28 protein-coding genes are annotated in these 24,839 nt (G+C 45.1%); 24 read left to right on the top strand and 4 right to left on the bottom strand.

Annotated elements, in window-relative coordinates; all coding sequences use genetic code 11:
- The first annotated feature begins 6 nt into the window (after window positions 1-6).
- The 12 genes from ICN15_RS06890 (at window position 7) to hisD (ending at window position 9,064) form a co-directional block, all read left to right on the top strand.
- Window positions 7-873, top strand: a complete 867-nt coding sequence (locus tag ICN15_RS06890; RefSeq protein WP_255532905.1) for an ABC transporter ATP-binding protein — start codon at window positions 7-9, stop codon at window positions 871-873.
- A complete protein-coding gene (gene mlaE, locus ICN15_RS06885) occupies window positions 870-1,667 on the top strand; it encodes a lipid asymmetry maintenance ABC transporter permease subunit MlaE (RefSeq protein ID WP_216201972.1) in 798 nt (265 codons plus the stop codon). The genes ICN15_RS06890 and mlaE overlap by 4 nt, the downstream gene beginning before the upstream one ends.
- Window positions 1,668-1,688: 21 nt before the next feature.
- Window positions 1,689-2,171 (top strand): outer membrane lipid asymmetry maintenance protein MlaD, encoded by a 483-nt coding sequence (mlaD, locus tag ICN15_RS06880; protein WP_216201971.1) that lies wholly within the window; start codon window positions 1,689-1,691, stop codon window positions 2,169-2,171.
- On the top strand, window positions 2,171-2,917 hold the full coding sequence (locus ICN15_RS06875) for a VacJ family lipoprotein (protein ID WP_370625424.1): 747 nt from the start codon (window positions 2,171-2,173) through the stop codon (window positions 2,915-2,917). Before mlaD ends, ICN15_RS06875 begins: the two co-directional genes overlap by 1 nt.
- A 73-nt stretch (window positions 2,918-2,990) precedes the next feature.
- Entirely contained in the window at window positions 2,991-3,638 is a 648-nt protein-coding gene (locus ICN15_RS06870; RefSeq protein ID WP_216201970.1) for a phospholipid-binding protein MlaC, read from the top strand.
- A gap of 24 nt (window positions 3,639-3,662) precedes the next feature.
- Complete coding sequence (locus tag ICN15_RS06865) at window positions 3,663-3,923, top strand: lipid asymmetry maintenance protein MlaB (RefSeq protein WP_216201969.1); 261 nt, start codon at window positions 3,663-3,665, stop codon at window positions 3,921-3,923.
- A gap of 1 nt (window position 3,924) precedes the next feature.
- Complete coding sequence (locus ICN15_RS06860) at window positions 3,925-4,677, top strand: ABC transporter ATP-binding protein (protein ID WP_216201968.1); 753 nt, start codon at window positions 3,925-3,927, stop codon at window positions 4,675-4,677.
- On the top strand, window positions 4,674-5,462 hold the full coding sequence (locus tag ICN15_RS06855; protein WP_216201967.1) for an ABC transporter permease: 789 nt from the start codon (window positions 4,674-4,676) through the stop codon (window positions 5,460-5,462). Before ICN15_RS06860 ends, ICN15_RS06855 begins: the two co-directional genes overlap by 4 nt.
- Before the next feature lie 61 nt (window positions 5,463-5,523).
- Entirely contained in the window at window positions 5,524-5,772 is a 249-nt protein-coding gene (locus ICN15_RS06850) for a BolA family protein (protein ID WP_216201966.1), read from the top strand.
- Window positions 5,773-5,805: 33 nt separating this feature from the next.
- Window positions 5,806-7,080: a UDP-N-acetylglucosamine 1-carboxyvinyltransferase gene (murA, locus tag ICN15_RS06845; protein WP_216201965.1), complete on the top strand. Its 1,275-nt coding sequence runs from the start codon at window positions 5,806-5,808 to the stop codon at window positions 7,078-7,080.
- Between the two features lie 20 nt (window positions 7,081-7,100).
- Window positions 7,101-7,727 carry an ATP phosphoribosyltransferase gene (hisG, locus tag ICN15_RS06840; protein ID WP_216201964.1) on the top strand — a complete coding sequence of 209 codons (627 nt, stop codon included), beginning with the start codon at window positions 7,101-7,103 and terminating at the stop codon, window positions 7,725-7,727.
- A gap of 14 nt (window positions 7,728-7,741) precedes the next feature.
- On the top strand, window positions 7,742-9,064 hold the full coding sequence (gene hisD, locus ICN15_RS06835; RefSeq protein ID WP_216201963.1) for a histidinol dehydrogenase: 1,323 nt from the start codon (window positions 7,742-7,744) through the stop codon (window positions 9,062-9,064).
- Window position 9,065: 1 nt separating this feature from the next.
- Here the strand turns inward: hisD and hisC are convergent, their stop codons facing one another.
- Window positions 9,066-10,139 (bottom strand): histidinol-phosphate transaminase, encoded by a 1,074-nt coding sequence (gene hisC, locus ICN15_RS06830; protein WP_216201962.1) that lies wholly within the window; start codon window positions 10,137-10,139, stop codon window positions 9,066-9,068.
- A gap of 135 nt (window positions 10,140-10,274) precedes the next feature.
- On the opposite strand from hisC, the gene hisB reads away from it, so the two are divergent.
- The 10 genes from hisB to tatC all read left to right on the top strand — a co-directional run bounded on the left by hisB (window position 10,275) and on the right by tatC (window position 15,979).
- On the top strand, window positions 10,275-10,862 hold the full coding sequence (gene hisB, locus ICN15_RS06825) for an imidazoleglycerol-phosphate dehydratase HisB (protein WP_216201961.1): 588 nt from the start codon (window positions 10,275-10,277) through the stop codon (window positions 10,860-10,862).
- A gap of 64 nt (window positions 10,863-10,926) precedes the next feature.
- On the top strand, window positions 10,927-11,589 hold the full coding sequence (hisH, locus tag ICN15_RS06820; protein WP_216201960.1) for an imidazole glycerol phosphate synthase subunit HisH: 663 nt from the start codon (window positions 10,927-10,929) through the stop codon (window positions 11,587-11,589).
- 20 nt (window positions 11,590-11,609) lie between these two features.
- Window positions 11,610-12,371: a 1-(5-phosphoribosyl)-5-[(5-phosphoribosylamino)methylideneamino]imidazole-4-carboxamide isomerase gene (hisA, locus tag ICN15_RS06815; RefSeq protein ID WP_216201959.1), complete on the top strand. Its 762-nt coding sequence runs from the start codon at window positions 11,610-11,612 to the stop codon at window positions 12,369-12,371.
- Window positions 12,372-12,382: 11 nt separating this feature from the next.
- Entirely contained in the window at window positions 12,383-13,141 is a 759-nt protein-coding gene (hisF, locus tag ICN15_RS06810) for an imidazole glycerol phosphate synthase subunit HisF (RefSeq protein WP_216201958.1), read from the top strand.
- 32 nt (window positions 13,142-13,173) lie between these two features.
- A complete protein-coding gene (hisI, locus tag ICN15_RS06805) occupies window positions 13,174-13,575 on the top strand; it encodes a phosphoribosyl-AMP cyclohydrolase (protein WP_216201957.1) in 402 nt (133 codons plus the stop codon).
- 44 nt (window positions 13,576-13,619) lie between these two features.
- Window positions 13,620-14,021, top strand: coding sequence for a phosphoribosyl-ATP diphosphatase (locus ICN15_RS06800; protein ID WP_255532904.1), 402 nt, complete (start codon window positions 13,620-13,622; stop codon window positions 14,019-14,021).
- 23 nt (window positions 14,022-14,044) lie between these two features.
- Window positions 14,045-14,401 (top strand): HIT domain-containing protein, encoded by a 357-nt coding sequence (locus ICN15_RS06795; RefSeq protein WP_216201956.1) that lies wholly within the window; start codon window positions 14,045-14,047, stop codon window positions 14,399-14,401.
- A 16-nt stretch (window positions 14,402-14,417) separates the two neighbouring features.
- Complete coding sequence (gene tatA / locus ICN15_RS06790; RefSeq protein ID WP_216201955.1) at window positions 14,418-14,657, top strand: Sec-independent protein translocase subunit TatA; 240 nt, start codon at window positions 14,418-14,420, stop codon at window positions 14,655-14,657.
- Between the two features lie 28 nt (window positions 14,658-14,685).
- Complete coding sequence (gene tatB / locus ICN15_RS06785; protein ID WP_216201954.1) at window positions 14,686-15,162, top strand: Sec-independent protein translocase protein TatB; 477 nt, start codon at window positions 14,686-14,688, stop codon at window positions 15,160-15,162.
- Window positions 15,163-15,172: 10 nt separating this feature from the next.
- Entirely contained in the window at window positions 15,173-15,979 is an 807-nt protein-coding gene (tatC, locus tag ICN15_RS06780) for a twin-arginine translocase subunit TatC (protein WP_216201953.1), read from the top strand.
- On the opposite strand, the gene ICN15_RS06775 is transcribed toward tatC, so the two are convergent.
- A complete protein-coding gene (locus ICN15_RS06775; RefSeq protein ID WP_216201952.1) occupies window positions 15,964-17,436 on the bottom strand; it encodes a tetratricopeptide repeat protein in 1,473 nt (490 codons plus the stop codon). The two genes, tatC and ICN15_RS06775, sit on opposite strands and share 16 nt — an antisense overlap.
- 207 nt (window positions 17,437-17,643) lie before the next feature.
- Here ICN15_RS06775 and ICN15_RS06770 point away from each other — a divergent pair, with 207 nt between their 5' ends.
- Window positions 17,644-18,960: a porin gene (locus ICN15_RS06770; RefSeq protein WP_216201951.1), complete on the top strand. Its 1,317-nt coding sequence runs from the start codon at window positions 17,644-17,646 to the stop codon at window positions 18,958-18,960.
- Between the two features lie 138 nt (window positions 18,961-19,098).
- On the opposite strand, the gene ICN15_RS06765 is transcribed toward ICN15_RS06770, so the two are convergent.
- Together ICN15_RS06765 and ICN15_RS10905 are read right to left on the bottom strand one after the other, a co-directional pair.
- On the bottom strand, window positions 19,099-20,673 hold the full coding sequence (locus ICN15_RS06765) for a tetratricopeptide repeat protein (protein ID WP_216201950.1): 1,575 nt from the start codon (window positions 20,671-20,673) through the stop codon (window positions 19,099-19,101).
- A 48-nt stretch (window positions 20,674-20,721) separates the two neighbouring features.
- Window positions 20,722-22,257, bottom strand: coding sequence for a tetratricopeptide repeat protein (locus ICN15_RS10905; RefSeq protein ID WP_216201949.1), 1,536 nt, complete (start codon window positions 22,255-22,257; stop codon window positions 20,722-20,724).
- A gap of 100 nt (window positions 22,258-22,357) precedes the next feature.
- On the opposite strand from ICN15_RS10905, the gene ICN15_RS06755 reads away from it, so the two are divergent.
- Window positions 22,358-24,829, top strand: coding sequence for a tetratricopeptide repeat protein (locus ICN15_RS06755; RefSeq protein WP_216201948.1), 2,472 nt, complete (start codon window positions 22,358-22,360; stop codon window positions 24,827-24,829).
- Window positions 24,830-24,839: the final 10 nt, after the last annotated feature.

Here is a 24,839-nt window from a genome sequence, read left to right as displayed (position 1 = left end):
GAGGATATGAACACCAGCCGCTCCCACTCATTGGAAGAAAAACAAAAAACCGTTAGTGGCTCTAATGGCGAAGTTGTCGTTGAGATTAAAGACGTCAACTTTTCCTATGCCCCGGGCGAGCGACAAATTTTATCGGGACTCAATATGAGGTTCCGCCGTGGTCAGGTCGTTGCCGTGATGGGTAGCTCTGGTTGTGGCAAGACTACTATTCTCAGATTAATAGGTGGTCAATTTACTGCCCAATCAGGCCAAGTCCTTTTTGAAGGGCAAGACATTGGCAAGATGAATGGTGCGCAACTCATGATCGCCCGTCGTCGCATGGGTATGCTCTTTCAGTTCGGCGCACTCTTTACTGACCTGAGCGTTTTCGAAAATGTGGCATTCCCCTTACGTGAACACACCAATCTCACTGAAGAGCTATTACGTTCTTTAGTGCTAATGAAACTCAATGCAGTTGGCTTGCGTGGAGCACGGGATTTAATGCCCTCACAAATTTCTGGCGGCATGGCACGTCGTGTTGCATTGGCAAGAGCGATTGCGCTTGACCCACCCTTGATCATGTATGACGAGCCATTTGCTGGTCTTGATCCCATTTCTCTGGGTATTACTGCGCGCTTGATTCGGGACTTGAACCAAGCCCTGGGTGCTACCAGCTTATTGGTAACGCATGATGTCGAAGAGACGTTTGAGATTGCGGATTATGTTTACTTTATAGCGAATGGTCGCATCGGTGCAGAGGGCACTCCAGCAGAGTTGAGCCGTTCAACCGATCCGTTTGTGCGTCAATTCTTGGATGCTTCGCCTGATGGTCCAGTGCCATTCCATTACCCTGGCCAAAGCCTTGAAGAAGATTTTGGGGTGCGTCTCAAATGAGCATTCTTAATAAGGCTTCGGGTCTCTTCGGCGATCTGGGATTTTTCGTTCGTCGTAACTTAACCAGTCTTGGGCTTGCTGCGCGGATGTTCGCTGCGATTATTTGCCGTTCAGGTTTTTTATTGAAAAGACCTCGTTTGGTTTCTGATCAAATTTTATTTGTGGGCAATCACTCTTTTGTGATCATTGCGGTATCTGGTTTATTTGTTGGCTTTGTCTTGGGCTTACAGGGCTATTACACTCTGAATCGTTACGGCTCGGAGCAGGCACTGGGTTTATTGGTTGCCCTGTCACTGACACGGGAATTAGGCCCAGTGATTACTGCTTTGTTATTTGCTGGCCGTGCCGGTACATCACTGACTGCAGAGATTGGTTTGATGAAAGCCGGAGAGCAATTGAGCGCCATGGAAATGATGGCAGTGGATCCCTTGAGTAGGGTGATTGCTCCACGTCTTTGGGCGGGGATTATTTCTATGCCGATTTTGGCAACGATCTTTACTGCTGTTGGTGTGCTCGGTGGCTACCTTGTTGGCGTGCCTCTGATTGGCGTAGATTCTGGTGCTTTCTGGTCACAGATGCAAGGTGGGGTCGATCTCTTTTCAGATATTGGTAATGGCCTAATTAAAAGTCTGGTATTCGGTGTGGCTGTGACTTTTATAGCCCTGTATCAAGGGTATGAGGCAAAGCCAACCCCTGAAGGGGTCTCACAAGCGACTACCCGTACTGTGGTGATCTCTTCTTTATCGGTTTTAGCATTAGATTTCTTGCTAACCGCGATGATGTTCTCGAATTAGAAAGACTAAACTAGGGCTCTTATGAGAAAAAGTGCAATTGATGTTTGGGTTGGGATCTTTGTAGCCATTGGCTTATTGGCTGCCTTATTCCTTGCCTTGAAGGTTGGCAATATGAATGCCGTTTCCTTTGCGCCAACCTATAAAATTTCTGCTCGCTTTGACAATATCGGCGGTTTAAAGCCGCGTGCACCCGTTAAAAGTGCGGGAGTGGTCGTTGGGCGCATTAGCAACATTTCTTTTGATGACAAAACTTATCAAGCCACTGTCACTATGACCGTTGAAGACATCTATAAGTTCCCTAAAGATTCTGCGGCGAAAATTTTGACTTCAGGTTTGTTGGGTGAGCAATATATTGGCCTTGAAGCTGGTGGTTCGGATGAGATGTTGGTTGCGGGAGACAAGATCACCCAAACCCAGTCTGCAGTCGTTTTGGAGAATCTGATTAGTCAGTTTTTGTACAACAAAGCGGCTGATAGTGGTCAAGATAAGGGCGCGGCAAAATAGTGGCGTTCTTATCAAAGCTCAAGCGTATATTGCTTCTCTCTTGGGTTGGGATGATGGTTGGCTGCGCATCTATTCCTGCTGGGGTTCAGCCCTCCCCAAGTGATCCATGGGAGCCATTCAACCGCTCCGTATTTGAATTTAATGAAGGCTTAGACGCTTACCTGCTTAAGCCAGTCGTTAGGGGATACCGCTTTATATTGCCCGAGTTTGTGCGAGACGGGATTTACAACTTTTTTAGTAACTACAATGATATTTACACTGCCTTGCAGAATTTATTGCAGGGTAAGCCTGCTGATGCCTTTAGCGATTTGATGCGCGTCGTAGTCAATACTACCTTTGGTTTGGGCGGTCTAATTGATATGGCCACTCCCGGTGGCCTTCCAAAACATAAAGAAGATTGGGGCCAAACCTTTGGCGTCTGGGGCATTCCATCTGGTCCTTATGTCGTTTTGCCATTCTTTGGACCTAGTAGTGTGCGCGATACCTTTGGCACTGGAGCCGACTTGGAGTCGGATTACTTATTTAGCTTTGTCAAAGATATTGGCTTGCGAAATAGTATTACCGGCCTGCGGGTGATTAATGCACGCAATACCTATTACGAAGCGGGCGACTTATTAGACGGAGCGGCTCTTGATAAATACAGTTTCCTGCGCGACGCCTACATTCAGAGGCGGGAATACCAAATCAATGAAGGTCGCGAAGATGAGGAGGTCGTAATGCCTCCATATCAGAACCCCTACGAATAAAGGCGCCTAAGCCTAGCTAGATTCTTTTAAAGGGCTAAAATGGCTCTCAAAGAGCAGCTTTAATTGAGGAACCATGAAAACCCAAAAAATCACCCAAAAATTCTTTGCCGTGTTACTAGCTAGCGGGTTTTTATTTGCTGCTGGCGTACGCGCTCAAGCAGTAGACCAATCTACGCCAGATGGTCTGATTAAGGCTGTTGTCTCTGATGTGATGGCCTCTGTAAAGTCTGATCCCGAGATTCAAAAAGGGAATATTCCGCGTATTGTTGATTTAGTCGACAAGAAGATTCTTCCTTATACCGACATGCGTCGGACAACTGAAATGGCAATGGGTCCCAATTGGAAAAAAGCAACTCCTGAGCAGCAAGCCCAATTAGTGAGCGAATTTAAGAGTCTACTCATCCGAACCTACTCTGGCGCACTCAGTCAGCTACGTGATCAAACCATTCAATTTAAACCTTTGCGCGCTGCACCTGACGATAAAGAAGTCGTAGTGAAGACTGTGGTAATTGGTCGTGGCGACCCTATACCTCTTGATTATCGTCTCGAGAAAACAGCTAATGGTTGGCGAGTGTATGACATGAACATCATGGGTGTGTGGCTGGTTGAGGCTTATCGCAATCAGTTTTCCAACCAAATTAGTCAAAACGGTATCGAGGGTCTTGTGAAGTTTTTACAAGAGCGGAATAAGCAGCTTGCAGCTGCAAAGCCCACCACTTAATGACTCAGTAAAGTTAAGTAAAAGATGCCATTTTTATTACCTGTTTCAGTGACACAAGACAATGCCGTGCAATTGGAAAGTGATGGACTTCTCAATCTTCCCACCTTAAGCACGATAGATTGCGCAAGCTTAAAAGATTTTGACTCTACGGTATTAACCGTCCTGCTGGCATGGCAGAAAAAGTTACAGTTAGATGATCGACAAATTTGCGTAAAAAATGCACCTAAAAAATTAACGGTGTTGGCTGGCCTTTATGGCGTTGCCGAGTTGCTAGGTTTGTCATAGCATGCACGCTGGAATCTCGATTGACAACATATCAAAAAATTATGGCGCGCTGCAAGCGCTAGACCATGTCTCTTTATCCATTGAGCAAGGAGAGTTCTTCGGCTTGCTTGGCCCCAATGGTGCAGGCAAGACGACACTGATTTCTATTTTGGCTGGCTTGGTTACTGCGGATAGCGGCCATGCAGCAATTATGGGCGCTGATGTACAAAGCCACTTTCGCGAGGCACGCAGAATGTTGGGAGTAGTGCCACAAGAGTTGGTATTTGATCCTTTCTTTACTGTAAGAGAGACCTTGCAGTTTCAATCAGGATATTTTGGAATTCGAAATAACGATGCCTGGATTGATGAGATCATGGCTAATCTGGATCTCACTGGTAAGGCCGATAGTAATATGCGCTCTTTGTCTGGTGGTATGAAGCGGCGAGTATTGGTGGCGCAGGCTTTGGTTCATCGTCCACCCGTCATTATTCTGGATGAACCTACTGCTGGAGTTGATGTGGAATTGCGCCAATCGCTTTGGCAATTTATCAGTCGACTCAATCAAGATGGGCACACGATTGTTCTCACAACTCATTATTTAGAAGAGGCTGAGGCGCTTTGCCAGCGTATTGCCATGCTCAAACAAGGAAAGATTGTCGCTCTGGATACCACTGCTAATTTGCTCAGCCAGTACGGCTCGGTTAAAAAAGATGGAGAAGGTAAAACGGATCTTGAGGATGTGTTTGTCAATATTATGTCGGGAGGCGCTCGATGAAGTCCACTTTGGATAAACTGCCAATTGCTTATGGAAGCGGTTTCCCAACGCTATTGCGAAAAGAAATTAAACGTTTTTATAAGGTAGGGTTTCAGACAGTAGCTGCACCAGTACTGACAGCTGTTTTGTATTTAATGATTTTCGGGCACGTACTAGAGGGTAAAGAGGTGTATGGTCGACTGAACTACACCGCCTTTCTGATTCCGGGTTTAGTGATGATGAGTGTTTTACAAAATGCGTTTGCGAATACCTCTTCTTCTTTGATTCAATCCAAGGTGACTGGAAACTTGGTGTTTGTCTTGTTAGCCCCATTTAGTCATTTCGAGTTTTATGCTGCCTATGTCTTAGCCGCAGTATTTCGTGGCATCGTAGTGGGCGCTGGCGTATTGCTGATTACTGTCTGGTTCGCCGCACCGGCATTTGAGCACCCCTTGTGGATATTGATATTCGCTCTTTTGGGCGCGGCAATTTTGGGTAGTATGGGTTTAATTGCGGGTATCTGGGCTGATAAATACGATCAATTGGCCGCCTTCCAGAATTTCATCATCATGCCTGCGACGATGTTATCGGGTGTGTTTTATTCCATCCACTCTTTGCCTGCATCCTGGCAAGCGGTATCTCATTTAAATCCATTCTTTTACATGATTGATGGATTTCGTTATGGCTTCTTTGGAGTGTCCGATATCTCCCCTTGGGATAGCTTGGCAATTGTTGTCTGTTTCTTCGTCTTAGTTTCAGCAATGGCTTTGCGCTTGCTGCAAAAGGGTTACAAGTTAAGAAATTAGTTGTTGTTTTGAGTTATTAGATATTTGAAATATCAGAAACATTAGAAATCAGGAGATCGTGATGTTCCCAACCCCAGAGCAAATTGAGGGCTATATACAGCAAGGTATTGTCTGTACCCACGTCAAAGTAGATGGGGATGGTCAGCATTTTTTTGCCACCATCGTGAGCCCCGAGTTTGAAGGTAAGCGCCTCATTCAGCGCCATCAATTGGTATACAGCGCCATGGGCGATCGGATGAAGGCAGAAGTACATGCTTTATCAATCAAAGCGTTTACTCCTGAAGAGTTCGCAAAAAACTCGGCAACTTAGATGACTGTATTCGCTTTTTACTGGAATTGATGGATGGATAAATTACGAATGGTTGGCGGCACTCCGCTCAAGGGTGAAGTGATTATTGCTGGCGCAAAGAACGCAGCATTGCCGATTCTGTGCGCTTGCTTGCTGTGCGATGAACCGATTACCTTACGCAATGTTCCTGATTTGCAAGATGTGCGGACAATGCTCAAACTCCTCCAGGAAATTGGTGTCACCGTATCGTTCCCAGATGCACATGATCGTAATCATGTGGTGCTGAATGCGGCGAATATTAAAAGCTCTGAAGCAACGTATGAGATGGTGAAAACCATGCGGGCCTCTATTTTGGTGCTTGGCCCATTACTTGCCAGAATGCATAGTGCTAAGGTTTCTTTGCCAGGTGGTTGCGCGATCGGCGCACGCCCAGTGGACCAGCATATTAAAGGCCTAAAAGCGATGGGCGCCACCATTCAGATTGAGAGCGGCTATATCAAGGCGGAAACTAAATCAACTACTGGCCGCTTACAGGGTGCCTCGATCTTGACCGACATGATTACAGTGACTGGCACTGAAAATTTATTGATGGCCGCCACCTTAGCATCCGGGACGACCATTTTAGAAAATGCTGCACGTGAGCCTGAGGTGGGTGACTTGGCTGAGTTGCTGGTCAAAATGGGTGCAAAGATTACCGGTATTGGTAGTGACCGCTTGGTAATTGAGGGTGTTGAAAAGCTGCACAGCGCAGAGCATACAGTCATCGCTGACCGCATTGAGGCTGGCACATTCTTGTGCGCAGTTGCAGCTGCTGGTGGAGAGGTGCTGTTGAAGCACTGTCGTCCAGACACTTTAGATGCGGTGATCGTTAAGTTAAAAGACGCAGGCTTAGAAATGGAAGTGGGGCCAGATTGGATTAAGGCTTCAATGAAGGGGCGTCCGAAGGCAGTGAGCTTCCGCACCTCTGAATACCCCGCTTTCCCAACGGATATGCAGGCCCAGTTAATGGCTGTAAATGCGATTGCCGAGGGCAATGCCACCATCACCGAAACCATCTTTGAGAACCGCTTTATGCACGTCCAGGAGATGAATCGCTTAGGTGCAAATATTGCAATTGAGGGTAATACCGCGATTGCTCAGGGTGTAGAAAAGCTTTCTGGTGCAATTGTGATGGCGACTGATCTCCGCGCCTCTGCGAGTTTGGTTATTGCCGGTTTGGCTGCCCATGGCGAAACTCAGGTAGACCGTATTTATCACCTAGACCGTGGCTATGACCGTATGGAACAAAAGCTGACCCTCTTGGGGGCCAACATTCAGCGCGTGAAGTAAGGCTGATGGATAATTAGGGCATGAAGTTAACGTTAGCCCTCTCGAAGGGGCGCATTTTTGAAGAAACTACGGAGATCTTATCGAAGATCGGTATTCGTCCGCTTGAGGATCCTGAAAAGTCGCGCAAACTCATTATTGAAACTTCCAATTCTGATGTCCGCTTAATTATTGTGCGTGCTTCAGATGTACCTACTTATGTGCAATTTGGTGGCGCTGATTTTGGGGTGGCTGGCTTAGATGTGTTGATGGAAAAGGGCACAGATGGTTTGTATGTCCCTTTTGACCTGAACATCGCTAAATGCCGTATGTCGGTAGCTGTTAAAGAAGGCTTTGATTATGCTGCTGCGGTAAAGCAGGGATCGCGTTTAAAAGTGGCAACCAAGTATGTCAACTGTGCACGTGAGCACTTTGCTAATAAAGGCGTGCACATTGATACGATTCATTTGTATGGCTCGATGGAGTTGGCGCCATTAGTTGGTTTAGCTGACGCCATTGTGGATTTGGTGTCCACAGGCAATACCCTGCGCGCTAATGGATTAGTTGAAGTGGAGCCCATTGCCGATATCAGTGCGCGCTTAGTGGTTAATCAAGCCTCCTATAAGCGAAAGCGTACTCAGTTGCAGCCTTTCTTTGAGTTGTTGAAGTAAAGCCGAAAATCCCCATGTCCGCAGAAGTCAAAGTCAAACGCCTTAATAGTAAAGACGCAGGTTTTAAAGAAACCCTACTCTCTAGTCTCTCATTGCCAATGGCGGATGATGATGCGATAGACGCTGTTGTAGTGAGCGTGTTGGCGCAAGTTAAGGCCAAGGGTGATGCTGCAGTTCTGGATTTCACAAAACAATTTGATCGGCTAGATGTTGCGAGTGTTGCTGAGCTAGAGATTTCTCAAGAAGAATTAAAAAAATCCTACGAGGGTTTATCAGCCGAACAAAAAAATGCGTTGGATATTGCGGCGCAGAGAGTCCGCGCTTATCACGAGAAGCAAAAGATTGAAGCGGGTTGTCATTCTTGGGAGTACGAAGAGGCTGATGGCACGCGCTTAGGTCAAAAGGTGACTGCCTTGGATCGTGTCGGAATTTACGTACCTGGCGGTAAAGCTGCTTATCCGTCTTCCGTCTTGATGAACGCTATTCCCGCAAAAGTGGCTGGAGTGAGTGAAGTCATCATGGTGGTTCCAACTCCAGATGGAGCGCGTAATTCGCTGGTCTTAGCCGCCGCTTTCTTATCTGGCGTTGATCGTGTATTCACGATCGGTGGTGCGCAAGCAGTTGGAGCTTTGGCTTACGGCACCAAAACGATTCCGTCAGTCGATAAAATTGTTGGGCCAGGCAATGCCTATGTTGCTGCTGCTAAGCGCAGGGTATTTGGCACTGTTGGCATTGACATGATCGCCGGCCCTTCAGAAATTTTGATTCTCTGTGATGGCACCAGTAATCCCGACTGGATCGCAATGGATTTGTTTTCTCAAGCAGAGCATGACGAGTTGGCGCAATCCATCTTGCTTTGTCCGGATGAACAATTCATAGAGCGGGTACAAGCCAGCATTAATCAGTTATTACCTGAGATGCCTAGAAAAAAAGTCATTGAAGCATCGCTCACCAATCGCGCCTTATTAATTCAGGTAAAAGACATGGCTGAGGCGTGCGAAATTGCCAACGACATCGCTGCTGAGCATTTAGAAATTTGTACTACTGAACCACGCAAGTGGGCCGAACTCATCCGTCATGCGGGTGCGATCTTCATGGGTAATTACACAAGCGAATCGCTTGGTGATTATTGTGCTGGCCCGAACCATGTTTTACCAACCGCACGCACTGCACGCTTTTCTTCGCCACTGGGTGTGTACGATTTTATTAAGCGCTCCAGCATGATCGAGGTCAGTGAAGCAGGAGCTCAAACACTCGGCGCTGTAGCCAGTACTCTGGCTCATGGCGAAGGCTTAACAGCTCACGCGCGTGCAGCGGAGATGCGCCTGAAAGACTAGCTTAAGCGCTAGCCAGAATTGCTTTTAAGGCTGCAACTAATTCATTCGTTTGATCATCAGTGCCAATCGTGATGCGCAAAAATTCCTTAATCCGTGATGACTTAAAGTGACGCACGATAATGCCGCGGTCACGTAAGGCCTGATATAAATTCACGCCAGCGTGCTTTGGGTGGCGGGTAAAAATAAAATTGGCTGTCGATGGCAAAGTATTAAATCCAAGTGAAGTCAGTTCGTTAACTAAGCGTTCACGAGTGGCAGTCACTTTTGCCGAGGTGGCTTCTAGGTGCGCTTGATCCTGTATTGCGGCGATGGCTCCTGCTTGTGCTAAGCGACCTAGTGGATAGGAATTAAAACTATTCTTTACGCGCTCTAGACCTTCAATTAAAGCAGGGTGTCCTACTGCAAATCCAACACGTAAACCCGCCAAGGCACGCGACTTAGAGAGCGTGTGAACAACTAATAAATTCTCAGGGCAAGTACTTCCGCGTAGGAGCGGGATACAGGATTCGGTTCCATAGTCTACATAGGCCTCATCAATGACTACGACGGAGTCTGTATTCCTGCCCAGCAGGGCTTCAATCCCGGCTCGAGGAATAGCTCGCCCTGTAGGAGCGTTTGGATTCGGGAAAATGATGCCACCATTAGGGGTCTTGAATTCATCCGACTGAATCTCAAAATGGGATCCCAGAGGGACGGTTTGATAATCAATACCGAATAGCTTGCAATAGACCGGGTAGAAGCTGTAGGTGATATCTGGAAATTGGACGGGCTTCGTTTGCTTGAGGAGGCCTAAAAAGACGTGGGCGAGGACCTCATCCGAACCATTTCCTAAAAACACCTGCTTTGGTTCTAGGCCATGTAAATCCGCGATAGCCTTTTTCAGAGCCGCCCCTTCAGGATCTGGATATAGCCTCAAATCATCGTTGTTTTGCTGATGAATGGCCGCTAGCGCTTTAGGTGATGGACCGTAAGGACTCTCATTGGTATTGAGCTTTACCAGCCGCTCCATTTGCGGTTGCTCCCCAGGAACGTAAGGGGTAAGGGTCTGAACAACGGGGCTCCAAAAACGGCTCATGAGGGACTCTGGTTAAAAAAACAGCAAAACAGCAAAAGTAAAGAAACGCTAGCTATCAAAATCAGCATTTATATCTAGACTAGGAATGATATTATGAGGCTTCAATCAACACTTCGCCTCGCGGCGCACTGAAGCATGCGGCAAGCCGACGTTACCCGAAACACTTCTGAAACCAAAATTCAAATTGTGATCAATTTAGATGGCACAGGCAAGGCTGAGCTCGCCTCAGGCGTTCCTTTCTTGGACCATATGCTCGATCAAATTGCCCGTCACGGTATGATTGACCTCAAAGTGGTCGCAACAGGTGATACCCACATCGATGATCACCATACCGTTGAGGATGTGGGCATCACTCTGGGGCAAGCATTTGCTAAGGCAGTGGGCGATAAAGCGGGCATTACCCGCTATGGCCACTCCTATGTCCCTTTAGATGAAACTCTCTCGCGTGTTGTAATCGATTTTTCCGGTCGTCCAGGTTTGGAGTTCAATGTTCCTTTTACGCGTGCGCGTGTCGGCGACTTTGATGTGGACCTCAGTATTGAGTTTTTCCGTGGCTTTGTGAACCATGCTGGCGTGACACTGCACATTGACAATTTGCGGGGTATCAATGCCCACCATCAGATTGAAACCGTATTCAAAGCCTTTGGGCGTGCGCTTCGCATGGCTTTAGAGCTTGATCCACGAGCATCTGGCGTTGTGCCCTCTACTAAGGGCAGTCTCTAAGCTAGAAAATTTCTAGTTTTGAGTAAAAGATGGCCACAAAATACTTCAGAACATAGGCTAATCGTTGGCGCAGACAATTGCGATCGTGGATTTTGGAATGGGTAACCTGCGTTCCGTATATCAAGCTTTTCATCATGTGGCGCCAGACGCCAATGTAGTGATTGCGCATACCCCAGAAGAAATCCTTTCCGCTGAGCGGGTAGTGTTGCCAGGACAAGGCGCTATGCCAGATTGCATTAAGCATCTAAAGGAGTCGGGCTTATTAGAAGCGCTGTTTGATGCTGCTAAAAATAAGCCTTTGCTCGGTGTTTGCGTTGGTGAGCAGATGTTGTTTGATCAAAGTGCTGAAGTAAGGGCGACATCTAATGCGCCTTGGACACCCTGCTTGGGTTTAATTCCAGGGGAAGTAAGGCGTTTTGAGCTGACCGGCAAATTACAGCCAGATGGCTCTGCTTATAAAGTGCCGCATATGGGCTGGAATCAGGTTCGCCAGGATCGTCAGCACCCCCTTTGGGAAGACATTCCGGATTTGACGAGCTTCTATTTTGTACATAGCTACTATGTCGTACCGCAGCGTCAGGAAGATAGCGCGGGTTCAACAGAGTACGGCAACTGGTTTACTTCTGCCGTTGCAAGGGATAATATTTTTGCAACGCAGTTTCACCCAGAAAAAAGTGCAGAATATGGGTTAAAGCTCTACAAAAACTTTGTTTCTTGGCAACCTTAATATTTTTCTAACCTACCGCTATGCTGCTGATTCCCGCGATTGATTTAAAAGATGGCCACTGTGTTCGACTCGAGCAAGGTGATATGGATAGAGCCACCATTTTTTCTGAAGACCCGGGCGCAATGGCAGCACACTGGATCAGTAAGGGAGCGCGTCGCCTACATCTAGTTGATCTGAACGGCGCCTTTGCTGGCAAGCTCAAAAATGAGTCTGCTATTAAATCCATCCTCAAAGCAGTAGGTGACGAGATCCCCGTTCAATTGGGCGGCGGCATTCGTGACCTAGAAACTATCGAGCGTCTATTAGATGACGGTATTAGTACGGTCATTATTGGAACGGCCGCAGTGAAAAGTCCTGGTTTTGTTCAGGATGCCTGTACTGCTTTTCCTGGGCACATCATGGTCGGTCTAGATGCGCGTGATGGCAAAGTAGCAACTGATGGCTGGAGCAAAATTAGTGGTCACGAAGTAATTGACCTCGCCAAGAAGTTTGAAGACTATGGCGTAGAGGCAATCATCTATACCGATATTGGTCGCGATGGCATGCTTAAGGGTATCAATATGGATGCCACTATTAAGCTGGCACAAGCGATTCGAATTCCGGTGATTGCCAGCGGCGGCTTATCGAATAATCAAGATATTGAAGCCCTCTGTGCGGCCGAAGCTGAAGGCATTATGGGTGTCATTGCAGGGCGCTCTATCTATGCGGGTGATTTAGATTTAACTGCGGCGCAAACCTATGCTGATGAGTTAACTCTGAAGTTCGCGCCGAAAATGATCTAAAGTGCGTATCTGTGCTCACTAAACGAATCATCCCTTGCCTTGATGTCACTGCAGGGCGCGTCGTGAAGGGCGTGAATTTTGTTGGCTTACGTGATGCTGGCGACCCCGTAGAAATTGCAAAACGTTATAACACCCAAGGTGCAGACGAACTCACTTTCTTAGATATTACTGCTACATCAGATGGGCGTGATTTGATACTGCACATCATTGAAGATGTTGCATCCCAAGTATTTATTCCGCTGACTGTAGGCGGTGGTGTACGAGCTGTAGCAGATGTGCGTCGATTACTCAATGCTGGCGCTGATAAGGTCAGCATGAACTCTTCTGCAGTAGCAAACCCCGATTTGGTTTCTGATGCTGCCGCGTATTACGGTTCGCAATGTATTGTGGTGGCGATTGATGCTAAAAAAACTGATGCAGGTCATTGGGAAGTATTTACTCACGGTGGCAGAACTGCCACTGGTATGGATGTCGTTGCTTGGGCATCTGAAGTGGCTAAACGTGGCGCTGGTGAAATCTTGCTTACGAGTATGAACCGTGATGGTAGTAAAGATGGTTTCGATCTGGAGTTAACTGCAGCAGTCAGTGATGCAGTCAGTATCCCAGTGATTGCTTCCGGTGGGGTCGGGAATTTACAGCACCTAGTTGATGGTATTACGAAAGGTCATGCCGATGCAGTATTGGCTGCCAGCATCTTTCACTATGGTGAATACACTGTTGGCCAAGCAAAAGAGTATATGGCGAGCCAGGGCATTCCGGTTCGCATTTAAAGCGCAGCACAACACATTCAAAGAAGATATTCATGAGCGCCTTCACCCCAATCGAATTTTTAGAAGCCGGCACCTGGCTTGATGCTGTTAGCTGGAATGAGCAGGGCTTGGTTCCTGTGATTGCTCAAGAGATTGGCAGTAAGGATATTCTGATGATGGCTTGGATGAATCGAGATGCCTTATTGGCAACTCTGCGTTTGGGAGAGGCGGTGTATTGGACGCGCTCCAGACAAAAGCTATGGCATAAGGGTGAGGAATCTGGCCATACTCAAAAAGTGAAAGAAATCCGCTTAGATTGCGATGGCGATACGATTGTCTTGTTAGTGGAGCAAAAAGATGGCATTGCTTGCCATACAGGCCAGCATAGCTGCTTCTTTCAGCGGTGGGATTCCGAAAAATCTACTTGGGTTGATGAGTCTAGGGACCATAAATAAGCGCTTCTTTGTCTTCCTGGCAATAAAAGACATAAAATCGATTTATGACTAGCCCAATGAATACCCTTTCTAATTTAGATGCTGCTTTAGCCCATCTGGCAGATGTAGTAGATCAGCGTCGAGATGCATTTAAGGCTGGGAAGGCCGATCCGAGTACTTCTTACACTGCCTTACTCTTTTCTAAGGGTGATGATGGCATTTTGAAGAAAATTGGTGAAGAGGCCACTGAGGCAGTGATGGCTGCCAAGGATGCCCGTAATGCCAATTTAGCGCCCGAGCAGCAAAAGCTCCTCGTAGGCGAGATGGCCGATCTGTGGTTTCACTGTCTGATTGCCTTGTCTCAGTTTGGATTGCGGCCAGAAGATGTGATTGCAGAGTTAGAGCGTCGTCTGGGCACTTCAGGTATTGAAGAAAAAGCTGCCCGAAAAGCGGCTGGCACTGAATAAATAAGCAAAAGAGAGGCCAAAGCGTGAGCCACGATCCAAATTGCTTGTTTTGCAAGATTGCTAAAGGCGAAATTCCGTCCCAAAAGGTATACGAGGATGAAGAAATCTATGCTTTTAAGGATATCAACCCGGCTGCGCCAATCCATTTCTTGATGATTCCGAAAAAGCATATCCCTATGCTGGCGTCTGTAGAAGTCGCAGATGCGCCGTTGCTAGGTAAAATGATGGAATTAGCACCACGCCTCGCTCAAGAACAGGGTTGCCGTCCTGGAAAAGAGGGGGGCTTTAGATTAGTAGTGAACAATGGCGTAGATGGTGGGCAAGAGGTTTATCACTTGCATTTGCATGTGATGGGCGGTCCGCGCCCCTGTAACAAATAGTCAGAGGAGATTAAAAATGGGTTCATTTAGCATTTGGCACTGGTTGATTGTTTTGGTGATCGTGATGTTGGTATTCGGTACCAAAAAACTACGCAATATTGGCGCTGACTTAGGTGGCGCAGTTAAAAGCTTTAAGGATGGCATCAAACCGCATGATGGCGCCGAAGAGTCAAAAGAGCAGATTCAGCAAACCGCTACCGCCACTACAGCAGCAGAAAAAACAGTAGATGTGCATGCTAAAGACATCAATAAGTAATAGTTGATTGAAATAATGCGTCTTTTACATGATTGATCTCGGAGTATCAAAGCTTGCACTTATTGCAGTAGTTGCATTAGTGGTGGTTGGTCCCGAGCGTCTTCCGAAGATTGCTCGTATGGCAGGCAATCTATTTGGACGAGCGCAGCGCTACATGGCTGACGTTAAATCTGAAGTGAGTCGCCAGATGGACATTGAAGAGTTCAAAAAACTGCGTGAAGAAAGTACTTCAGTACTTAAGGATGTAGAAAACTCGCTTCAGTCAACAGTTCAAGAAGCTGGCGCTAATCTGAGTGACCAGGCGGACATTTTTGACAATAATTTCGCTAGAGCCCCACTCGATGAAAAAGAAGTATTTCGTAAGTCGATGCGCCAAGGACGCAAGAGCTGGGGTGTAAGACGTGCCGCTAGACCAGTCTGGTTTAAGCATTCCGCTGGTATTCGTACGCGCGTGCAATCCGGCGCCGCTCGGATGAAGCGCTTTCATCACAGCGCTAATAAGTGACCCGTATCCAATGACGGAAAATAACTCAACAGAAGACTCGGGCTTGCAGGAATCCTTCCTATCGCATTTAATTGAGTTACGTGATCGCATCATCAAGTCAGCAATAGCTATTATTGCGGTGTTTGTTTGTCTGGTCTACTGGGCTCCAGATATTTTTCATTTATTTGCGCAGCCACTTCTGCAGGCTCTACCTGCTGGTGGCAAGATGATTGTGACTGATGTGACAGGCTCGTTCTTTGTGCCAATGAAAGTCACGATGCTAGTAGCCTTCTTGATTGCGCTGCCTATTGTGATGTACCAGTTATGGTCTTTTATTGCGCCAGGACTCTATCAACACGAACGTAAATTGATCATACCTTTGGTAGTGAGTAGTTACAGCCTGTTTATTTTTGGTATGGCATTTGCTTACTTCTTGGTCTTTCCAACGGTATTTAATTTCATGGCGAGTTACAACGCTCCTTTGGGCGCGGAGATGTCTACTGACATTGATAACTATCTCAGCTTTGCCATGACGACCTTCTTGGCCTTTGGTATCACCTTCGAAGTGCCAGTTGTGGTTGTGGTACTCGTTCGCATGGGAATAGTTTCGCTCGCTAAGCTGAGAGAGATTCGTCCGTATGTAATCGTTGGCGCTTTTGTGATTTCTGCGGTAGTGACACCGCCAGATGTGTTGTCCCAGCTACTTTTGGCTGTGCCTATGAGCTTGCTTTATGAGTTAGGTTTGCTGATAGCCCGCTTCTATACTCCGAAGCCTTCAGAGAATGACGGTCCCCAAGATGGTGAATCTAAAGGTACAGATCCTCAAGCAACAGCTTGATCTTGCGAGAATGTGGCTTTAAGCCACTCGGTTACTCGATCAAATCGATAACGTCTTTGTCGTAAATTACCCTCTTGCTCTAATTCGCTTCCTGCAAATGCTTTTCCGGCAGCAAGTAAAGAGCGGCGTTGCTGCGTATTGTCTATTTGAATTAACCTTGGCAGTATTTTTGGCAGCTCATGACGAATATCCACAACAATACAATGTTCATGTTGTAACTGCCCTACCTCACAAAGTAGTAATTCTGCTTTGCTCAAATTAAATTGATTCGCAATGATAATTCGGTGACAGAGCAAGATCCACTCAGCATCTAACTGATGCTCTGCATGATGATTTAAAGTCTTTTCAGCATAACTCGCTAAGTCAAACCAATCATTATTCTGAGGATTAGAAACGCTCTCCAGGATTTTTCCTAACAATTCTTGAGCTTCTAGGATGCCTTGTTGGTGAGCCTGCCAAACCCAATAAGAGGCCTGTAGTCCACGAACTTTCTCTTCAATCTTTTGCCGCTTACGCCACAAATTAGCCCCTTTTCGAAACTGTGCTTGTGCATGACCTAAATCAGCGGCGCGATCAAAACAGCGATCGCTTTCAGCGGCGTTGTAGCCCGAGAACTGCGGACGACGATAGATCTCGCCCAAAGCAAACCAAGCATCCCGTTCCCCATCCTTAGCAGCAAGTTCTAGCCAGTAGGCTGCTTTTTTGAGAGATGCATTGGATTTATCAATGACATCGCCAACAGGCTTCCCAACATTGGACCCAACTTCAAATTGTGCTAACTTCAAACCTAGAGTTAGCTTAGCGGCGGTAAGGCCAAGTTCAGCAGCTTGTAAAAGAGCGCTTTCATTTTTTTCAGCAAGCCAAGTATTCCAAAGCGAAGATAGGGCCTCATCTTTCGGCTGCAACTTAATAAGAAGTTCTTTTGCCGAGTTAGTAAAAGACGTTTCTGTCTCAGTGAGTTTGAGAAGAAAGCCTTTGGCAATTTTTTGAAGTGCAGAAAAATCACGCTTACCTCCTTGCCTGGAAATCCACTGAGCAAGCTCCGACTGAAGCTCTTTTTTCTCTGGATGTAAAAGTAAATCCGCAAGTTGCCATTGCGCAGCGTAACTTGCAGGAATGCTCGCCGTGGTTAACTCCCAAAATGATTTCCAACCAAAGGCAAAGGCAGGAGAATTAAAGGTGGCCGCCAGTGGGACCGTGGCAATTAATTCAAGGATCTCTTGAACTTCTCTATTAGAGTGTTCCAGCTCCAAAATTTCGGCATTACTAGGGGTCTTGTTGATAAGTAATTGATTTTGAATGGAAAAATAAGATTTTTCGAGCCAAATTAGGGCATTGGCTGGCTGTATTGGGGTTTTCAAGGCCCCAGTTAGATAGGCAGAAGCTAAACTTTGTTGTGCTAAAACATCACCCAAACGGGCTGATTGCAGGATTTTTAAGAATTCGCGGCTTGCCATATGACAATTCTGCCATCTGAGGCCCTAAAACACCCGAAAAGGATGACCTTGTTGCCATGATACAACGAAGAAAGCCAGAAAACTACCTTTTGACAAGCAAAAAGATCCTCTAAATACCCTTACCTCCAGTCTAGGAAGGCATTGCAAGCAAAATTCGTAAGTCCCATTTTTTTTGGGCATTACTTTCAATTTATGGAGATTTAAAGAATGAAAAAATCGCTATTCGCAGTTGCAGCTATGTCAGCTATCGCTGGCGCTGCTCAAGCACAGTCCAGCGTAACCGTTTACGGTGTTGTTGATGCTGGCTTTATTGGTTCAAATGCTACCGCTTACAGCAAAACCGGCGGTAATGCAGGTACTACTGGTGGCAACGTTAAAACTACAACAAGCCAATTCGGCCAAGGCGCTGAGTCTACTAGCCGTTTAGGTTTCAAAGGCATGGAAGATTTAGGCGGCGGTACAAGCGCATTCTTCACTGTTGAAGCTGGTTTGACACCTGCTAACGCTAACTTATCTGGCGGTACAGCTGTTGATGCGGTTCAAGGCACTTCTACTGATAGCGGCTCTGCATTGAACAACCGTCAATCATTTGTTGGTTTGAAAAAGAATGGACTTGGACAATTCGCGTTTGGTCGTCAATACACTCCAATCTTCGATGAAGCTGCAAAGACTGACCCAACTGCATATATGAATATGACTGGTGGCGTAATCTATGTTGGCGGCAATCAATCTGGTGCTGAGTCTGGTCAATCTACAAACATTGGCTTCACAAACCGTGCCTCTAACGCCTTGACAGCTGCATCAGATACTTTTGCTGGTTTCCAAGTAAAAGGTATGTACGCAATGAATAATTCCAATTCAACACAAGTTACTAGTTCATCTGGTGGTAACAACAACTGGAATGGTTGGGCTTTGGGTGCTAACTACACATGGCAAAAGCTGTATGTAACGGCTAACTACCAGTCTTTCAGCGTTAAAGCTTCTGGAGTTGATTCTTTTGCTGCTGTTTCATTGAATATCGGCGGTGCTAATTCTCCTGTGTATGCACAAAGTGCAGCTGCTATTACTACAACAGCTGGCCTCTTGGCATTTACTAACTTAGCTGACAAGCAACAGTATGTTGGTGCTACTTATGACTTCGGTATTTTGAAAGCCTACGGTCAGTGGATCGGTCGTAAAGTTACCCAGAATTCAGGTCTAACTGTATCTGGCACAGCCACATCAAGCTCTACTCAATTTAACCGTAATGCGCAGCAGATTGGTGTACGTAGCTACATTACTCCTACGATTGAGGCTTGGGCAAGCATTGGTAACGGTCGCTACAAAGGTGCTGATTCTGCTGCTGGCGTAGCACCTGCAACTGTTAACTTCACTGCATATCAAATTGGTTCTAACTACTACCTTAGCAAGCGCACAAACTTGTACGCTGCATTTGGTTCCACAACCTCTACATCTGCATCATCTGTAGCTGGTTCTGGCACAAACGGTAACCAATACGCTGTTGGCGCACGTCACACTTTCTAATTTAATGCTAGCGTAAGCTAGCGCAGATTAGTTTTTAAGACGTAGCAGCAGTAAGTAAAAGAAGTTAAAAACCCACTGTGGAAATACAGTGGGTTTTTTTATTGAAGTTAGTAGCAGGTTTACCTGTGAGAGAGAAGTTTAGGTAGGAAAGTGTAGAGCGAGATCTCTTTTGACTCGATCAATTACTGGGGACCAATTAAGAAGTGCTTCCTGCCTGAAAAGTTTAGCGCATGGATACCAATCTGTATCTACTCTCATGAGCAACCATCTCCAGTCAGGATTTTTAGGTAGCAATATCCACGTTTCTTTTCCAAGGGCTCCCGCCAGGTGTGCCACGCTAGTATCAACCGTAATCAATAAATCTAGCAATTCACAAAGGGCAGCAGTATCGAGAAAGTCATTCAGATCATTTTCAAAATGTAATATTTCGGGATGATCTAAAAGAAGTGCGTGATCAGCGGTGCTAATATTTTTCTGGACTGATACTAACTGATAGTGGGGTGAGCCCAGCTTGATGAATTCATTCAAAGGAATGCTTCGATTCCAATCATTGTGATGATCTGGATTGCCACTCCACACTATTCCAACCCGCGGCTTCGTTTTTTTGCCCAGCCTATTTTCCCATTTAGAAAGGCTTTCCTTAGAGGCCTGGAGGTATGGCACAGAGCTATTCATGGCCTCCTTTGAGTAGGCCTTTAAGGCCAAAGGAAGACTCATCAATGGGCATTGAAAGTCAAATGCCGGGGCTGTCTCGCCTTTGGAGATAATTTGGTCAACCCCTGCAAGGCTAGAAAGCAGTGAAGTTAAAGGTTTTTGAACTTCAAGAATGACTCTCGCGCCAAGCTGTTTAACTTGAATGGCAAATCGGGAAAATTGCAGCGTATCCCCAAGCCCTTGTTCTGCATACAAGAAAATAGTTTTATTTAATAAAGACTCTTGCCCTAACCATAATGGCTGATCAAAATTTCTGCGCTCTTGATTGATTGGGAGATCAGGGCTAGACCAGCGCCATTCATGCTCTTTCCAGCCGTTTTCAAAGTCGCCAAGCAATAGGTAGCAAAAAGCCAGATTCCAGTGGGCGGTGGCAAAGTTAGGATTAATGGAAAGAGCTTGTTTACAGACTGTAATAGCACCCTCATAAGCCCCAATTTGCTCTAAACAACCTGCTTTATTGCTATACGCCTCGACAAAATTAGGCTCAATAACAAGCGCCTGATCATAGGCTTTAATTGCTGCCTCAAATTCTTTGAGATATCGCAAGGAATTTGCTTTATTAAAGTAAATGCTTGGATTATTTTTTTGTAATTGGAGTGCCGCATCATACGATTTAATTGCCTCCAAATGATGGTGAGTGTCTTGCAGGGCATTTCCAAGGTTGTAATGTACATCTACTAAGCCTGGTTGTAATTGAATGGCCCGCTTTAAGTTATCTATAGCGGGGAGATATTCTTTTAATTCCAGCTGTGCAAACCCTAAAGTGCTGAAGGTTGCTGCATGATTAGAGTTCAGATAACTTGCATTTCTTAATACTTCGATAGCTTTTTGGAATTCGCCGATTTGTGCGTAGAGAAGACCTAAGAAATATAAGCAGTCAAAGTTATTGGGGTCAATCGTAATGTATTGTTCGTAAAGAGATCTAGCTTGAGCTAAATTATTTTTTTGATGGTGAGATACTGCTTGAGTAAGTAATTGATTGGCGCTATTGCTACTCATGAATTAGCTCTTGGGTTGGGGTTTCATTACGCTTGAGTTTAGACAATCTTACTCGCCCATAGAGCGTTTTTTTGCTATTGATAATATTTTCTCTTTGACCTCGTTGAGAGGCTTCCCCCAATCCCCTCTTTTGTCCTGCCTTAGCAAGCAGGTATTGGGGTACCAGGGGCTTTTATCGCAGTCGACTAGCGACATAAAATCAGGAGGATCTGGAATTAGCAACAGCGTGGGCACCCCAAGAGCGCCAGCAAGGTGAGCGCAAGCAGTATCTACTGATAAAACAAGGTCTAGTTGGGCTATTAAGGCCGCTGTATCTGAAAAATCAGTTAACTCATTTGCGTATATGTTCAGACCTTTTAAATGGGGCGCTTTAAAATCAGTGTCAGACCCGAACTCAGCTTGAATGGCATAAAACGCAATATCATCCAATGCTAAATTGGAGACAAGATTCGCAATGAGCGGGAAGGGGATATTCCTTTTCTCACTTATTTTATTGGCGTATTTTCCAGAGCCTCGCCAGGCTACCCCAACCTTTAACAACTTGGGCTTACCATCTGAAGTTTCCAGTTTTTTGGCCCAGGTGGCTTTCTTTATTGGATCAATATGGAGATAGGTAGTAGATACGGGAATGCTATCTAATGTTGTTTCAAATGATAGCGCAAGACTCATGATGGGACATTGAAAATCAATTTTTTCGCAACTCTTCTCTGAAAAATTTTCCTGGTCGACAACCCTAATTGTTGGGCTGAGACTTTTCATTAGGGGGGCAAGTAATTTTGGAGCACCGAATATCACTTTTACATTTTTTTCTTTTTCAAGAAGGGGTAAATAACGGCTAAATTGAATCGTATCCCCGAAGCCTTGCTCTGCATAAATATAAATCGTCTTACCCTCTAGAGATTCTTGCCCAAGCCATAGTGGTGCGGCAAGAGTTGGTTTATGCTCCATCATTCCTGGAATATGCCAGCGCGATTCAAATAAAGGCCAGCCAGCCTCGAAGTTTCCCAATCTGAGTAGAGAGAGAGCTTTATTCCATTTGGCAAGATGATTATTGGGATTCGTGATGAGAGCTGTATTAAACCATTCAAGAGCATCGTTATAGTATTTGGACTCATTGAGTAAATTACCTTTACCAATAAGAGCGTCTTCATAGTACGGATTTAACCCAAGTGCTTTTTGATACGAGAAATCAGCAATTTCAAACTCTTCTCTCTCCTGATGCGCATGTCCTTTATTCGACCATGCGGCAATCAAATTTGGATCGATTTCTAGACATTTGGTAAAGTGCCCTATCGCTGAGTCAGCATCACCCTCATGGGCAACACAAACTCCTAAATTGAGCCAGCCAATAGGGTCTAGTGGATCAAACTCAAGAAGCTCCTCACAAATATTGCGAGCCTTACTCCATTCTTTAAGTTTTATTAAGGTTGCCGAAAGATTTGCCAAAATTGAGGGGCGATCAGGTATGAGCTCATAAGCTTTGATTAACTCAATTTTTGCTTTTTCATAATCGCCAATCTCAAAAAAATTCAAGCCGGCTTGAAAATATTCTTTTGCTTTAGAAAATTGAATGTCTGTGTTCACCTAGGCCCTGAGAGCAATTTATTGTTAATAATAATGCTAACATTGTTAAATCATATAGCTAGCTCTAGGGCAAACCTTAGAAAAAGTGCTTAATTAGCCCATGCAAAAATTAGACCCATTGGCAGCAGAAAAAATCTTATCTGAGGCTACAGCATATTATGGTCAAAATGACCTTGAAAATGCTAAAAGCTTGTTGCATAAGTTAATTCAATCAAGCCCCAATCATTCTCGTGCAAACGAATTACTGGCCTATGTTGAATTTTCATTGGGAAATCAAGGGGATGGTGAGATTTTCTTGGTTAAGGCCTGCTTTGATGAGCGCTCTTCCCCCGAGGCAAATTACCATTTGGGCTCCTTATATTTGGAAAGAGGCGCTTATACCGATGCTGTAAACTTTTTTGAGAGGGCGACTCTAAAGGATGGGCAATATTTTGCAGCCCATCATGACCTTGGTGCGGCGCTTGCCCTCCTTGGTAGATCTAAAGAGGCATTGCAATCGCTGTCAAGGGCAGCTCAACTGAATACTAGTTCAAGCGAACTGTACTTTAATCTTGGTCGACTCTATGAGGAGTTGCACCAGTCAATGGAAGCTATTGAGTATTACGATAAGGCTTTAGTTTTAAACAATCAATATTTAGAAGCATGGCTAAATAAGGCTGTACTTCTTGAGGGTCTAAAAGATTACGAATCAGCAAAAGCTTGCTACTTAGAAGCTATAAAGATTAATATTCCACATCGAGATGTATGGCTTAATTATTCTAAGTTGCTAGCAGATACAAATCAAAATGATGATGCGCTTGAAGCAATCGAAAAGGCTATTGCTTTAGATAAAGGATATGTTCAGGCGCATAACAACAAAATATTTATCCTAAACAAGCTATTTCGTCCTCACGACGCATTGTTAGTTTCAGAAGAAGCCCTTGGCATTAATTCATCGTTTGCAGAAGTTTGGGTTAATAGAGGAATAGCATTACGTTTACTCAAGCGCTACGACGAAGCAATTGCCTCGTACAAAAAAGCTTTGAGCATTAAGCCTGATTACGCAGAGGCTTGGTCTAATCAAGGGACGGTATTCTCAGATTTAAAGCGCTACGACGAAGCAATTGCCTCGTACAAAAAAGCTTTGAGCATTAAGCCTGATTACGCAGAGGCTTGGTCTAATCAAGGGACGGTATTCTTAGATTTAAAGCGCTACGACGAAGCAATTGCCTCGTACCAAAAAGCTTTGAGTATTAAGCCTGATTACGATTTTTTAGAGGGAATGTTATTGCATCTTAATATCTCCATTTGCGATTGGACTAATTATCAGGATGAAGTTAGTCGTTTATTGGAAAAAATAAAACTCGAGAAAAGAGTTATTTCACCATTTACATTATTAGCAATATCAGATGATGAAAGCGCCCACTTAGAGGCTGCAAAAATTTGGATCAATAAGAAAATTGAATCTATTAGTGTTTCTCCGCTAAGGGAGAGGGTGGGTCATAAAAAAATTCGTATTGGATATTTTTCCGCAGATTTTCGAAATCATCCCGTTGCACATTTGGCTGCCGGTTTATTTAAGGAGCATGATAGAAATCGTTTTGAAATTTATGCTTTTGCATTTGGGCCCAGTGATGATGATCAAATGAGATTGAGGCTAAAAAGTACATTTGATAAGTTTATAGAGCTTAGCTGTGTGAGTACTCAGCAAATAGTAGATATCGCACGAAATTTAGAGATTGATATTGCAGTTGATTTAACTGGCCATACAGAACACAGCCGTGTGGAGGTTTTTGCTAAAGGTGTTGCGCCAATTCAAATTAACTATTTAGGGTATCCGGGGACCATGGGAGCATCTTGTTATGACTACATCATTGCGGATTCAATTCTTATTCCTGAGTCACAACACAAATATTACTCTGAAAAAGTTATTTACATGCGCAATACCTATCAGCCAAATGATAGAGCCCGTTTAATATCAAAACGAAACTTCTCGAGGGCTGAGTTGGGGCTTCCTCATAAGGGCTTTGTTTTTGGATGCTTTAACAATAATTTCAAAATTACACCAACAATGTTTGCGATTTGGATGCGATTACTATCAAGAGTCGAGGGAAGTGTCCTTTGGTTATTTGAAGATAACCCAATGGCAGCAAGTAATTTGAGAAAGCGTGCAGCTGAAAATAATATCTCGCCAGAGCGATTGGTATTTGCTCGGAGAATGGAGCTTTCAGAACATTTAGCACGCTTACGTTCTATGGATTTATTTTTAGATACTCTTCCATACAACGCGCATACAACTGCTAGTGATGCTCTTTGGTGCGGGGTACCAGTACTCACTTGCCTTGGCAAATCATTTGCTGGCAGAGTGGCAGCCAGTCTAATTATTTCAATTGGTGCGCCCGAGTTAATTACTTATTCTCTAGAAGAGTATGAATCAAGGGCATACGAATTGGCAACGGATGCAAATTTACTCGGAAGTATCGTAAGTAAAATTAGTCAAAACAGGCTGAAGTGCCCCCTTTTTGATACCAAAGCATATACATCAGAGCTTGAGTCTGTATACGAATCTATTAACGGCAATTACAGTATGTGATTCTTGTCTT

The sequence above is a fragment of the Polynucleobacter sp. CS-Odin-A6 genome, assembly GCF_018882095.1.
Classification (GTDB): domain Bacteria; phylum Pseudomonadota; class Gammaproteobacteria; order Burkholderiales; family Burkholderiaceae; genus Polynucleobacter.
This window is presented reverse-complemented; position numbering and strand designations above follow the sequence as displayed.